This window comes from Nostoc sp. S13 (genome assembly GCF_029379315.1).
In the GTDB taxonomy this organism is placed as follows: domain Bacteria; phylum Cyanobacteriota; class Cyanobacteriia; order Cyanobacteriales; family Nostocaceae; genus Nostoc.
Genome location: NZ_JAQYWQ010000079.1, coordinates 1 through 12,474 on the forward strand (window position 1 = coordinate 1; position 12,474 = coordinate 12,474).

A 12,474-nucleotide genomic window follows, 5' to 3' on the forward strand; every position below is an offset into this window, starting at 1 on the left:
TTTGACTTTGCCACTCTTCAGATGTACGGAGCTTGTTCAAAACTCAAATAGGATTCCTATAGCTCTGGAGATGGAGATGATATTGATGTTTGGATAGGTAGCTTGTCTAGTCAAACAGTAACTGCCGTCATTTGTAGTGTTGATTTGGAAAAGCGAGATACAGAAATCAAGATACTTCTGGGTTGTACATCAGGGGAAAGTCGAACCATTTTCGATATCCACAATACAGGCTCTCAATCAGCAATGTTATTGGTTCGCAAGTAAATTACTTAGATTTTTGAGGGTAACTTTGTATGAGCTTAGAACTAAAACTATCAGGTAAAATAGCGATTGTTACAGGAGGAAGTGCGGGAATTGGTTTAGCCACTGCCAAAGCCCTCTATAGTGAAGGTGTGAATGTAGCGATCGCAGCCCGCAATCAAGAACGCTTAGATCAGGCAGTAGCTGACATCCAATCCTTACCGACGCCTGGCGCGAAAGTGATTGCCATCAGCGCCGATTTCACAAAAGCTGAGGATATTGAGAAAGTTGTTTCAACCACCTTGACCCAGTTTGGTCAGATTGATATCTTGATTAATAATGCTGGTTCAGCCCGTGCTGGGTCTTTCCTAGAATCCACTGATGATTTATTTTTGGATGCTTGGAACTTAAAATTATTGGGCTATATCCGCCTAGTTAGAGCCGTCGTCCCCCATCAAAAAAGTCGCGGTGATGGCCGGATTGTGAATATAGTCGGCGGTGCAGGACGTACACCTCGTCCTAACTTCCTAGCTGGTGGCACAAGCAATGCGGCTCTGCTCAACTTCACAAAGGGCATTTCTAAAGAGTTGGCTGAGTATAAAATTCGGATTAATGCCATATCGCCCGGTGCTACAGCTACTGAGCGTGCTGAACGTTTAGCCCAGCAGAACGCCCAAGCGCAAGGGATCACCGTTGAGGAAGTAAAGGCACAAAACATCCAAAGTATTCCTTTAAAAAGAATCGCCCAGCCAGAAGAAATTGCGGCGCTGGCGTTATTTTTAGTGTCTGATCTAGCTGCATCAATTACAGGAACAGAGATTATCGTTGATGGCGGCTCTACCCCTGGTGTTTAGCAGATAAAAGGAATCATTCAATTTTAGATTTTGGATTTTGGATTTTGGATTTAAAGAAAAATCTAAAATCCAAAATTTAATGACTGCTGACGACCTAAGTAAAAACATTAGTCCTTTCAAAATGACTTGTAAAATCTCTTTTTTCTCTCTGCGTCGCGCCAGTTGCTTCTCCTATTCGGAGACGCTACGCGAACAAGTCGGGGAACCCGCCCAACGCACTGGCTTCTTTGCGTCTCTGCGGTTAAAAAATCTTTTATTTTAACCTTATTAGGCACAGAGAACATCAAGTCAAAAGGTTAAAGAAGAGTTTCTTGAGCAAAATTTTTACCCACCTTGAAAGGGCTAGTAAACATAAACTTCTTGGAGATAAAAAACATGGGTTCTCAACACTTTGACATTAAACCAGTTGCAGGACGTATCGGTGCTGAAATTATTGGTGTTAATCTGAGTTCTAACCTCAGCGATCACATCATCAGCGATATTCGCAAGACTCTAGTCAAATACAAAGTGATCTTTTTCCGTGGTCAGCAACAACTCGATGCTGATGGACAGGTCGCTTTTGCTCGTCGTTTCGGTGAACTGACTACAGCCCACCCCACCGTACCATCGCTGCCAGAAAATCCAGAAATCTTAGACCTGAATTATGGTCGCACCACTTCCCGCGCCAATACCTGGCATACCGATGTGACATTTGTAGACCGTCCTCCTCTCGGCTCTATCTTACGAGCGCTTGACATTCCCCCAACCGGAGGCGATACAATTTGGGCAAATTCCGTGACTGCCTACCAAGATTTACCTACCCCTGTGCGTAATCTCGCAGACCAACTCTGGGCAGTACACAGCAACAAATTCGACTATGCAACTGCATTTGACCTACCTGAAGATGCCAAGGCTTACCGGGCTGTCTTCACCTCGACTGTATACGAGACTCTGCATCCAGTTGTACGCATCCATCCCGAATCCGGTGAACATGGGCTATTCATCGGCGGATTTGTGCGCCAGTTCCGTGGCTTATCAACAACTGAATCAGATGACATTCTCCGACTGTTGCAAGCATACATCACACGTCCTGAGAACACAGTCCGGTGGCGTTGGCAAGTTGGTGACGTCGCCTTTTGGGATAACCGGGCTACTCAACATTATGCGATCGCAGATTACGGCGACCAGCCCCGCCGCGTTCAACGAGTCACAATTGTCGGCGACCTCCCAGTTGGCATTGATGGTAAACAAAGTGAGGCGATCAAAGGAGACGCTTCTGAGTACAATCGACGTGAGGCGGTGACTGCGTAAGGGACTTGCGTAAAAATAAAATACCAGCTAGACAATCTCTATGAAGTAGAAGATTCTAAACTTTCGTTGGTAGTAAACCGCAAGTCCCATACTTGGGTAGAGGAGCGATGCATGGGTGATACACGCGCTACTGTTTTGGAAACAATAGCGGAGACTTTAGTCGAGCGTGCTGAGGCTCTGCTTTCTCGTGTTCTGCAAGTAGCGGTGACAGGCATTACTGCTAGTGGCAAATCCACTTTGGCACAGGAACTAGCGCAGATATTAACCAGACGTGGAAGAAGTTCTGTTCACATTGCAGTGGATGATTTCCATAACCCACGTTACCTGCGCCATCGCCGAGGTCGTGAGTCGGCTGAAGGCTACTATTTTGATGCCTACAACTATCCGCTCCTCAAAAAGCTTGTGCTTGAACCACTCGGGCCTGGGGGTAATTTAATCTACCAGGCACGTGGGTTCGACTTGGAAACAGATGCTCCAGTGGAAGAGGCACTTAATAAAGCCAATCCTGGAGATATTTTTCTTTTTGCTGCCAGTTTTCTGCTACGACCAGAGATTGTCTCTTACTTTGACTATCGTATCTATATAGATACAGATTTTGAGGTGGCCGAGCAGCGTGGGGTAGACAGGGATGCAGCACGGCTTGGGTCTTGGGAAAACGCAGTTCGTCTATATCGTCAGCGATATCATGCCGCACAACGAATCTACTTTGCAGAATCTAATCCTGTGCAGTATGCCGATGCTTTATTGAAAAACAATAATTTGGCAGAACCGATTCTGTTCTTCAGAGCAAATCATCCTAATTCGTAATTGTTAAAACGATAGACATTTGAACCCAGTATCTAATGACGATCGCGGTTTTTATGAAACTCTTCTATACACCTAACTCACCTTATGCACGCATTGCACGGATAGTAACATTAGAACTGAATCTGTGCGATCGCATCGAAACCCAAAAAGTCATTGCACGAGATCCGAACAGCGAGCTACTGAATTACAACCCTACAGGTAAAGTTCCAACGCTAGCGACTGACGACGGATTTATCTTGAGTGAAACACGTATAATATGCGCCTATCTGAATCACTTAAATCCTGAGATCAAACTAGTTGCTGACATTTCTAATGGCTTTTTACAGCAACTTGAAGGTATGACTGGTGGGTTCATAGATGGTATTGCTGTCTGGGTACGGGAGTTAAGGCGTCCCCACAGTGAGCAGTCTTTTGGGGTGATCGAGTTTGAGCAAAAGCGGGCGTTGAGAATTTTGGACTACTTCGAGAAGATATCAGATAACCTCGACCAAACTCCTAAACTTGCTCATATAACCCTCGCCTCTGCACTTGGACTAGAGATCCGTCTTCCTGATTTGCAATGGCGACAGAAATATCCAAAGCTTGCCCATTGGTACGATGAATTCTCTAAACGACCCTCCATACAAGCAACAATACCAGAGTCCTAATAACTAACACTTTCGCCGTTGCAAACAAAAGAACGAAAAAAGCATAAGTACGCCCTCGCAGATAGAAATATGAGTACGAAAAAACAACTTAAACTCGGAGCATTTTTACCCGGTAGTGGTCATCACGTCGCAGCATGGCGGCATCCCAACGCCCAGGCTGACGGAGGTTTGAACTTCCAACATTACAAGCAGCTGGCACAGACGGCTGAACGGGGCAAATTTGATATGCTTTTCCTCGCAGATGGTTTAGCCGTCTGGGATCGAGGGCAAGGGGCTGAGGCTTTTAGCCGTTCAGGACAATTCAGTGTCCACTTTGAACCTTTAACCTTGTTGTCGGCTCTGTCTGCGGTGACAGAACATATCGGGTTGGTGGCGACATTATCAACGACCTATGATGAACCTTTTCATCTCGCTCGCAAGTTTGCGTCACTGGATTATCTGAGCGGTGGTCGGGCTGGATGGAATCTTGTAACTTCTGCTGCTGAAGCCGCAGCGCAGAATTTCAGCCAAGAAAACCACTTAGAACACTCGCTGCGCTATGAACGGGCGAGGGAATTTGTGGATGTTGTCACCAAACTTTGGGACAGTTGGGAAGACGATGCTTTCCTCCACAATAAGGAGTCAGGTATTTACTTCGATGCAGAAAAGTTGCATATTCCCCACCACAAGGGTAAATATTTCTCGGTGCGCGGGCCGCTGAATGTGGCGCGTCCACCGCAGGGGTATCCAGTAATCGTACAAGCTGGATCTTCCGAGGCTGGACAGGATTTGGCTGCCCAAACAGCAGAGGCGATCTTCACTGCACAGCAGACACTGGCAGAAGCTCAAGCGTTTTATGCCAACGTCAAGGGGAGATTGGCTAAATACGGACGTTCCCCTGACCATCTGAAGATTATGCCAGGAGTATTCCCGGTAATTGGTAAGACTGAGCAGGAAGCTAAGGATAAATATGAGCAACTTCAGGAGTTGATCCATCCCCTGGTAGGATTAGGGCTGCTCTCTGGGCTATTGGGTGGCCATGATTTGTCTAAGTATCCCCTAGACGGGCCTTTACCTGATCTGCCAGATACCAACGGTGGCAAAAGCCGCTTGCAGCTGATCACCGATCTGGCCCGCAGAGAGAATTTAACAATCCGGCAACTGTATTTGTGGATTGCAGGAGCGCGAGGACATCGAACGATTCTCGGAACACCAGAACACATTGCCGATCAGTTAGAAGATTGGTTTGTCAATGGTGGGGCTGATGGATTCAATATCATGCCGCCCTGGTTGCCTGGAGGTTTAGATGAATTTGTGGACTTGGTAATTCCAGAACTGCAACGCCGAGGAATATTTCGTACTGAGTATGAAGGGCGAACCCTGCGCGAAAATCTTGGTTTGCCCCGTCCGGTGAACCAGTTCAGCATAAATCCGACTGCTTCTGAACCTGTGAGCGCCGGTTCCTTTGTATAGTAGTAGTCTGTCAATAAATAATTGATGGATAAATTAAGAGTAGAGACGGCGATTTATCGCGTCTCTTTAACCGTCTGGCAGTGTTTTTGAAGCGACGGCTTTGATTTCCTCAAACTTCATCTGGTTTGTTATTCCAGTGGTTTTAACAATACAATCAAGTCGTCTCTAAGGAAACTTTTTATCGTGTTGGGCATCTTGACGGTTCTTCTATCCTCCTTTGTTTTGACGTTTCACAACGTTACTGTCCGAGTTTTGTTTTCAGAACATCTCGTACTAGGTTTATTTTTACTCGGTGGATACGTTAAACCGGATTTGCAGAATTCATTCTTGCTGATGTTCATGCGAATGCTGCTCGTGGTTCCACTCATGGCATCTCTATCATTCAAGCTATATCCATCTGCTTCGACAGAATTAAAAGACTTGTTCACCCGCAAGCGCAGGGATGTTTTAATCCAAGCTCTTGGCTGTGGAGTGCTGATGTTTGTCTATATTGCCTCACTCTACGTTGCTATTGGCTTGATTCCCACAGGCATTGCCTTGACCCTCTTCTTTACCTATCCAGTGTTTACAGCGCTGCTGTCTTGGAGGTTTTTTGGCGATCGCCCCACATTGTTCCGTTGGCTGGTGATGGGTATTATCCTGGTAGGAAGCGCTCTCACCATTCCCCAATCTTCTGCCACTTACAGCAGTCATACCATTGCGATCGGCATTTTTGCCAGTTTTGGCGCTGGGATCATTTACGCCTTTTATTGCATCATTGCTCAAAAATGTTTAGAAAAATTCCATCCAGTTCCCTTTACCTGGATCAGTTTTGCCTCCACTCTACTGCTTTCTGGTATTAGCTTACTGTTTTGGCCAGCTGCTCCCGCCCAACTTGACTGGACACCCCTATGGATTGGCAGCATTTTTTCGGGTCTAGTCAGCTTTGTCGGACACACTCTAAACAATGTGGGGATTCGGATGGTTGGCGCATCTACCGCCTCCATAATCGGTTCTAGCAGTCCAGCATTGACGGCGCTAGTTGCATGGATAACCATTAGCGAAACTTTAAACGTGATTCAGATCGTGGGGATTGGTGTTGTCACATTGGGGATCGCGTTGCTTAGTGCCGAAGGCTTTGTTAAATCGCTCAAAATTAGGAGTTAAATTGGGCATTGGGCATTGGGCATTGGGCATTGGGCATTGGGCATTGGGCATTGGGCACTTGTACTGAGCTTTGTTGTTGGCGCAGCCTCTCGTAGAGAAGTATTGGGCATTGGGAATTGGGATTTTAGAATACTTTACAGCACTTCTCAGTTGAGTCCAATATATACATACCTAACCCCCAGCCCCTTCCCTTGTAGCAGGGCTGTTTCGTTCCCTAAAAAGCTTTAAAAATCAAGGGTTATAGCAATTAAAAATTAGTTATTTTGTTACCAGCGTGCCGATAAAATGAACTATCTTACTGATATTTAAGTGCTTAAATGTTCATCTCAGGGTCACTTTTACTTACAATTTTCTCGCTAACCATCTTGACAAATCCTGTTTGAAATGGAATCAAACAGCCCTGCTTCCCTTGTAGGGAAGGGGAGTAAGATTCAATACAGTTGAGTTAAGCATTTCTTCCTTCTCTTTGCGTTCTTCTCTACGAGACGCTACGCGAATGCGTCCTTAGCGGTACCCTGCGGGAAGCCGCTTTGCGTCTACGTTAAAAAAATTGACTTTAACAAGCAGCAACAGCTTTACCCTTAACCAAGCGTATTGGAGTAAGATTCAAAGCCTCTCTCCTTTTAGGAGAGAGGTTTGGAGAGAGGTCAAAATCTATTGCATATAAACGAAAACCGCTTTATGTAATACCAATCATCCTAAATAAAGCTAGAGATACAGACCTATAAACCCAGATTAAAATTGACTTTCTTAATTACGAATTAGTATAAAACATGCTTTCCTCCGCTATCCTTTTTGATTTAGATGGGACGTTGACAGATCCTAAACTTGGGATCACTGGCTGCATTCAATATGCTCTATCTGAACTCGGTTACAAACCACCGGATGCTGATCAATTGCATTGGTGTATTGGCCCACCACTGAAAGACAGCTTTTCGCAGTTACTCAAGACCTTAGATGACACAGTAATTGAACAGGCCATTTCACTGTATCGTCGTCGCTTTGCCACCATTGGATTATTTGAAAACTTCCTTTATCCCCAGATTCCAGAAATCCTAAAAGCTATTCGTTTTGCTGGTTATAAAACTTTTGTTGCAACTTCTAAACCATACATTTATGCTCGGCAGATTATTGAATATTTTGGCTTATCGTTGCTTTTTGATGATGTTTATGGTAGTGAACTTAACGGAACGCGGAGCCTTAAAGGCGACTTAATTTACCATATTTTATTAACAGAAAAACTTTTAGCCTCCACTGTGGTGATGGTAGGCGATCGCTCTCATGACATCATTGGAGCCAAGCACAATTACATTGCTTCAATTGGCGTTACCTATGGCTATGGAACTGAGGAGGAATTGAAAGCTCATGGTGCTGACTTCATTGCCCATTCTCCAAGTGATATTCCGAGATTAATAATTCGTAATTTGTAATTAAAAATAATGCCGCCATCTTTAACACTTTTCCATAGTTTACTTCTGTTTAGTACCGCTTTCATTGCAGGCGGGTTAAACGCTGTAGCGGGTGGTGGAAGCTTTATCACCTTTCCAACTCTCATATTTACCGGTGTACCGCCGATCGCAGCTAATGCCACGAATAATACAGCTATATGGGTGGCGGCTCTAGCCAGTGCTGGAGCATATCGTCAAGATTTAGGCATCGAGCGGCGAGATTTTTTAGTTCTATGTGGTGTCAGTTTAGTTGGTGGGATGATTGGCTCCATAGCTTTGTTATATACATCGCCAGATGTATTTCAAAAGCTGATTCCCTATCTATTGCTGCTAGCAACCCTAGTGTTTACCTTTGGTGAACCTTTCAAAAAGTGGTTGCAGCGTCAAAGCCAGAATACATCACCGGAATCTGTACCCTTATTTAATTTGGTACTGGCTCAACTAGCGATCGCAATCTATGGCGGTTTCTTCGGCGCAGGTTTAGGGATTTTAATGCTGGCAACTCTAACATTTTTAGGCATCAAAAGTATTCACAAAATGAATGCTTTTAAGACATTTTTAGGGAGTTGTATCAATGGGATTGCGATCGTTCCATTTATTTTTGCAGGTGTGATTGCTTGGCATCAAGCTATTTTGATGGCAGTAGGTGGCTCTCTTGGTGGTTACTTAAGCGCCCATTATGCTCGTAAACTTGAACCCCACTTAATTCGGAAATTTGTGATGATTGTTGCTTTCAGTATGACTGCCTACTTTTTTATTCACGGTTAAGAACTGAGAACTACTCAGGGGTGATATATGGAAGCATCAAGAAAATCGCAGATTATGCTTCGTGCTTTTAGTTCCAGAAATTTTCGCCTGTACTACATAGGTCAGGCAATTTCTCTGATTGGTACGTCAATGACTCAAGTGGCTACTAGTTGGTTAGTATATCGCCTCACCGATTCCCCTTGGTTACTCGGTCTAGTGGGCTTTGCCAGCCAAATTCCCACGCTTGTGTTGATTCCTCTGGGTGGAATCGTCGCCGATCGCTGGAATCGTCACCAAATTCTACTAGTTGCCCAAGTTCTAGGAATGTTTCAGTCTTTGGCTCTAACGTGGCTAGCTCTAAGCGATACGATTAATATCGAGTACATTGCAATTCTTGGTGTGCTGCAAGGGATTATCAACGCCTTCGATATTCCGACTCGGCAGGCATTTGTTCCAGAAACGGTTGGTAAGGAAAATCTCGGTAATGCCTTTGCATTATACTCTTCCCTGGTAAGTGTGACGAGTATGCTTGGCCCTGCGATCGCAGGTTTGTTGATTGTGGCCGTGGGATCGGGGCTTTGTTTTCTGCTCGATAGTATCAGTTACATCGCCGTAATTATTGCCCTTCTTGTAATGAACCTTGTCCCCAAAAAAGCCGTCATTTCCACACGCAAACCTTTAGAAGAATTAAAAACTAGTTTTAACTATGCCTTTGGGTTTTTGCCAATTCGATCAGTCTTGATCGGTTCAGCTTTAGTCTGCTGCGTCTGGGGATTTTACTTAGCTTTGGGGCCGATTTTTGCCAAAGAGATTTTGCAGGGCGGCCCTAACACCTTCGGCTTCTTGATGACAGCTTCCAGTTTGGGAACCTTAGCTGGTGGTATCTATTTAACTAAGCATAGCAATGTACTAGAGTCGGGTAAAATTCTAGCATTGGGCATAGGTTTTATGGGGGTAAGCTTGATTGTCTTTGCCCTATCCCACGTATTTTGGCTTTCGCTGCTCTCCTTGTTGGCGGCTGGTTTCGGCTTTATTTTGCAGATAATTGCCGGACGCACTCTGCTTCAGTTGTTGGTGAGCGATGAAAATCGTGGGCAAATTACAGGTCTTTACGTTATGGCATCTACAGGCGCAGTACCTATAGGCAACTTAATAGCTGGCGCACTAGCAAGTAAAATTGGTAGTAGCAATACTGTCATCCTTGGTGCAAGTATTTGTATTGCAGGCTCAATTTTCTTTATGCAGCAAATCTCCACCTTCCGCGATCTGGTTCGGTTGAATCTACGTACTGAAGGAGTTTAAAAGAAAATATGACTTACGCAAAATATCTCTGAAACTCTGATTTCCACCGTTCGCGCAGCGTCTCCCCTTGGGAGAAGTTCAGAGACGCTCGCGGACTCGCTTTGCGTGACGCTAACGGCGGAAGCCGCCGCTCCGACTTCTCTCCGTGTCGCGCCAGTTGCTACAACGGGGGGAACCCCCGCAACGCACTGGCTTCTCAGCGCCTCTGCGGTTCGTGATTCCGTAACTCGTGCGTAAGTCCTAGAAAAATAGCTCTGACTATTTGAAAGAGTCCATCATCTAGCCATAACACTAAAAATTGGTAACAACAATGACTACTATAAATGACCTTACTGTTGTAACTGAAGTAACTGATTTGTACCTTAAGTATGAAGAAGCCCTTTCTAATAACAATTTGGAGGTGATGGATAGCTTGTTTTGGGATGCGCCCGAAGTAGTGCGGTTCGGAATTACAGAAAACCTCTATGGTGGCGATGAAGTTCGTAACTTTCGTCAGAATCGGCCAAACCCAAAAATAGAGCGAGAAATCTCGAATCTCAAGGTTGTAACCTTTGGAAAAGATGCAGCAACAGTGACTTTAGAGTTTCGCCGCAATATTAATGGTGTAGAACGTTTCGGGCGACAAAGCCAGACTTGGTACAGGTTTACTGAAGGATGGAAAGTTGTTTCAGCCCATGTTTCATTATTGCCAGTGTGAGTTTTAAAACTATGACTAGCATTACCGAAATTGCCCCAGATATCTATCGCATTTCAACCTATAGGACTCATATTTGATTTTTGAACAAATAAGCTGCCTAGAAACTTGACATACAGAGCTTTCCTTCTCAGTATACTGAGCAAGATTCAAGTAGGATTCCTATATAACCAGGAATTTGATAAATCAGTTGAAGTTATGGAAGGATTACATGAACATAATTGTAGTAATCTTAGTTTTGTAGAAGAAAAAAGTTTATTGAAACTTTAGTTGCTTTTTTCGCCAAGCCAGATGAATTAGTGATGGGACTAGAAACAGCAACACAAGCTTATCAACGTTTCCAGCAAGCTGTAGAAAATATTATTGCTAAAACCCCAAATGGTAATGTGATGATTGTGACGCACGGCACTGTTATGACGCTATTTCTTGTTGCTTGTACTGGCAAAAAACCATTTCATTTCTGGCAACAACTTGAGCATCCGATGGCTAGAGTACTACCTTTACCAGATTTAAAATCATTATAAATAATTACTTTAAAAAGTAGATAAATAGAGGTTTAAATATGGTACATTTATTTGATTGGATTGTATTAAAATCTAGACATGTAGTAAAAGATAGATGGATTTCAGTACGGTCTGATATTTGCCAAATGCCCAACGGAACAATAGTTGCTCCCTATTATGTTCTTGAATATCCAACGTGGGTAAATATTGTAGCTTTAACCAAAAATCAGGAAGTTATTTTAGTAAAGCAATATCGCCACGGTCTGAAAAAAACAATTCTAGAATTGCCTAGCGGTACTGTAGAGGCTGAAGATGTTTTACCAGTGGAAGCTGCAAAACGCGAATTATTGGAAGAGACTGGTTACACTAGTAATAATTTTATTGAAACTGGTATATTATCACCAAACCCAGCTAATCATACCAATTTAACCCATTGTTTTTTAGCAACAGATGTAGAACGTGTATCTGATTTAAAGTTAGACATTACAGAACAAATTGATGTAGTTTTATTACCCATAGAAAAGGTAATTGAAGGTATTGATAATGGTATATTGCTGCAAACATTACATATTAGTTCATTATTCTTTGCTCTAAAAAAACTTGGTAAAGTGCAATTTTATTAGTCATCTAGCTATAGTTGCCTTTTTCAATAACCATCATGAAAGGATAAAAGATATATGACTGTAACAATTTCATTTAATCGCGCTATAAACACTGAAGTGCTTACTACATACCAGGCAAAGATAAACTAGACAATGGCTAAAGGAGGATTTACCAATGATATTGGAAACCCAACGCCTATTATTGCGGGAAATGACGCTTTCTGACCTCGACGCGCTACTGCTTGTCCTGGGCGATACAGAGTCGATGCGCTACTACCCAAAGCCGTTTGACCGCGAAATGGTGCAAAAGTGGATTGACCGGCAGCGCCGCAACTATGCACAGCACGGCTTCGGGTTGTGGGCGATGGTTCTCAAGGCAACCGGCGAGGTAATCGGTGACTGTGGATTGGTTTGGCAGGAGGTAGAGGGACACCAAGAACTCGAAATTGGTTATCATGTCCGCCGTGACCAACAAATGCAAGGTTACGCAACTGAAGCCGCATTTGCTTGCCAGGAGTATGCTTTTAACGTGCTGGATAAGGCTCGCATCATTTCCCTGATTCGCCCTGAAAACATCCGCTCTCGGCGTGTAGCTGAGAAGAACGGCCTCAAAATCGTTCAGGAGACACTCTGGCGCGACATACCGCACTATATATATGCTGTGCAGCGCTCAGAAAGTGAACTTTTTACAACAAGCAATTTCTCAGAAGCATAGAAGTCAAAATTCAAGGCCTAGTCGAGG

Annotated in this window: 13 protein-coding genes; all 13 read left to right on the forward strand. The window is 44.0% G+C overall.

Annotated elements, in window-relative coordinates:
• The first annotated feature begins 293 nt into the window (after nucleotides 1-293).
• The gene (locus PUQ00_RS21795) at nucleotides 294-1,094 is read left to right on the forward strand and encodes an SDR family oxidoreductase (protein WP_300420659.1); all 801 of its coding nucleotides are present in this window, start codon (nucleotides 294-296) and stop codon (nucleotides 1,092-1,094) included.
• Nucleotides 1,095-1,469: 375 nt separating this feature from the next.
• On the forward strand, nucleotides 1,470-2,384 hold the full coding sequence (locus PUQ00_RS21800; RefSeq protein WP_300420661.1) for a TauD/TfdA family dioxygenase: 915 nt from the start codon (nucleotides 1,470-1,472) through the stop codon (nucleotides 2,382-2,384).
• 111 nt (nucleotides 2,385-2,495) lie between these two features.
• Nucleotides 2,496-3,191, forward strand: coding sequence for a hypothetical protein (locus PUQ00_RS21805; protein WP_300420664.1), 696 nt, complete (start codon nucleotides 2,496-2,498; stop codon nucleotides 3,189-3,191).
• A gap of 53 nt (nucleotides 3,192-3,244) precedes the next feature.
• A complete protein-coding gene (locus PUQ00_RS21810; RefSeq protein WP_300420666.1) occupies nucleotides 3,245-3,838 on the forward strand; it encodes a glutathione S-transferase family protein in 594 nt (197 codons plus the stop codon).
• Between the two features lie 69 nt (nucleotides 3,839-3,907).
• Nucleotides 3,908-5,290: an LLM class flavin-dependent oxidoreductase gene (locus tag PUQ00_RS21815; protein WP_300420669.1), complete on the forward strand. Its 1,383-nt coding sequence runs from the start codon at nucleotides 3,908-3,910 to the stop codon at nucleotides 5,288-5,290.
• Between the two features lie 183 nt (nucleotides 5,291-5,473).
• Nucleotides 5,474-6,436, forward strand: coding sequence for a DMT family transporter (locus tag PUQ00_RS21820; protein WP_300420671.1), 963 nt, complete (start codon nucleotides 5,474-5,476; stop codon nucleotides 6,434-6,436).
• A 773-nt stretch (nucleotides 6,437-7,209) separates the two neighbouring features.
• Entirely contained in the window at nucleotides 7,210-7,866 is a 657-nt protein-coding gene (locus tag PUQ00_RS21825; RefSeq protein ID WP_300420673.1) for an HAD hydrolase-like protein, read from the forward strand.
• Between the two features lie 9 nt (nucleotides 7,867-7,875).
• Nucleotides 7,876-8,652 (forward strand): sulfite exporter TauE/SafE family protein, encoded by a 777-nt coding sequence (locus tag PUQ00_RS21830; RefSeq protein ID WP_300420675.1) that lies wholly within the window; start codon nucleotides 7,876-7,878, stop codon nucleotides 8,650-8,652.
• A gap of 27 nt (nucleotides 8,653-8,679) precedes the next feature.
• Complete coding sequence (locus PUQ00_RS21835; protein WP_300420677.1) at nucleotides 8,680-9,933, forward strand: MFS transporter; 1,254 nt, start codon at nucleotides 8,680-8,682, stop codon at nucleotides 9,931-9,933.
• Between the two features lie 310 nt (nucleotides 9,934-10,243).
• Nucleotides 10,244-10,630, forward strand: a complete 387-nt coding sequence (gene hpxZ, locus PUQ00_RS21840) for an oxalurate catabolism protein HpxZ (protein ID WP_300420679.1) — start codon at nucleotides 10,244-10,246, stop codon at nucleotides 10,628-10,630.
• Nucleotides 10,631-10,884: 254 nt separating this feature from the next.
• Nucleotides 10,885-11,151, forward strand: coding sequence for a histidine phosphatase family protein (locus PUQ00_RS21845; protein ID WP_300420730.1), 267 nt, complete (start codon nucleotides 10,885-10,887; stop codon nucleotides 11,149-11,151).
• Between the two features lie 38 nt (nucleotides 11,152-11,189).
• Nucleotides 11,190-11,753 carry an NUDIX hydrolase gene (locus PUQ00_RS21850; protein WP_300420681.1) on the forward strand — a complete coding sequence of 188 codons (564 nt, stop codon included), beginning with the start codon at nucleotides 11,190-11,192 and terminating at the stop codon, nucleotides 11,751-11,753.
• Between the two features lie 154 nt (nucleotides 11,754-11,907).
• Nucleotides 11,908-12,447 carry a GNAT family N-acetyltransferase gene (locus PUQ00_RS21855; protein WP_300420684.1) on the forward strand — a complete coding sequence of 180 codons (540 nt, stop codon included), beginning with the start codon at nucleotides 11,908-11,910 and terminating at the stop codon, nucleotides 12,445-12,447.
• Nucleotides 12,448-12,474 lie beyond the last annotated feature (27 nt).

Coding starts and splice junctions, on each gene's coding strand:
- PUQ00_RS21850 (WP_300420681.1), top strand. CDS start 11,190: ATGGTACATTTATTTGATTGGATTGTATTAAAATCTAGACATGTAGTA.
- PUQ00_RS21835 (WP_300420677.1), top strand. CDS start 8,680: ATGGAAGCATCAAGAAAATCGCAGATTATGCTTCGTGCTTTTAGTTCC.
- PUQ00_RS21815 (WP_300420669.1), top strand. CDS start 3,908: ATGAGTACGAAAAAACAACTTAAACTCGGAGCATTTTTACCCGGTAGT.
- PUQ00_RS21805 (WP_300420664.1), top strand. CDS start 2,496: ATGGGTGATACACGCGCTACTGTTTTGGAAACAATAGCGGAGACTTTA.
- PUQ00_RS21810 (WP_300420666.1), top strand. CDS start 3,245: ATGAAACTCTTCTATACACCTAACTCACCTTATGCACGCATTGCACGG.
- hpxZ (WP_300420679.1), top strand. CDS start 10,244: ATGACTACTATAAATGACCTTACTGTTGTAACTGAAGTAACTGATTTG.
- PUQ00_RS21855 (WP_300420684.1), top strand. CDS start 11,908: ATGATATTGGAAACCCAACGCCTATTATTGCGGGAAATGACGCTTTCT.
- PUQ00_RS21825 (WP_300420673.1), top strand. CDS start 7,210: ATGCTTTCCTCCGCTATCCTTTTTGATTTAGATGGGACGTTGACAGAT.
- PUQ00_RS21830 (WP_300420675.1), top strand. CDS start 7,876: ATGCCGCCATCTTTAACACTTTTCCATAGTTTACTTCTGTTTAGTACC.
- PUQ00_RS21795 (WP_300420659.1), top strand. CDS start 294: ATGAGCTTAGAACTAAAACTATCAGGTAAAATAGCGATTGTTACAGGA.
- PUQ00_RS21800 (WP_300420661.1), top strand. CDS start 1,470: ATGGGTTCTCAACACTTTGACATTAAACCAGTTGCAGGACGTATCGGT.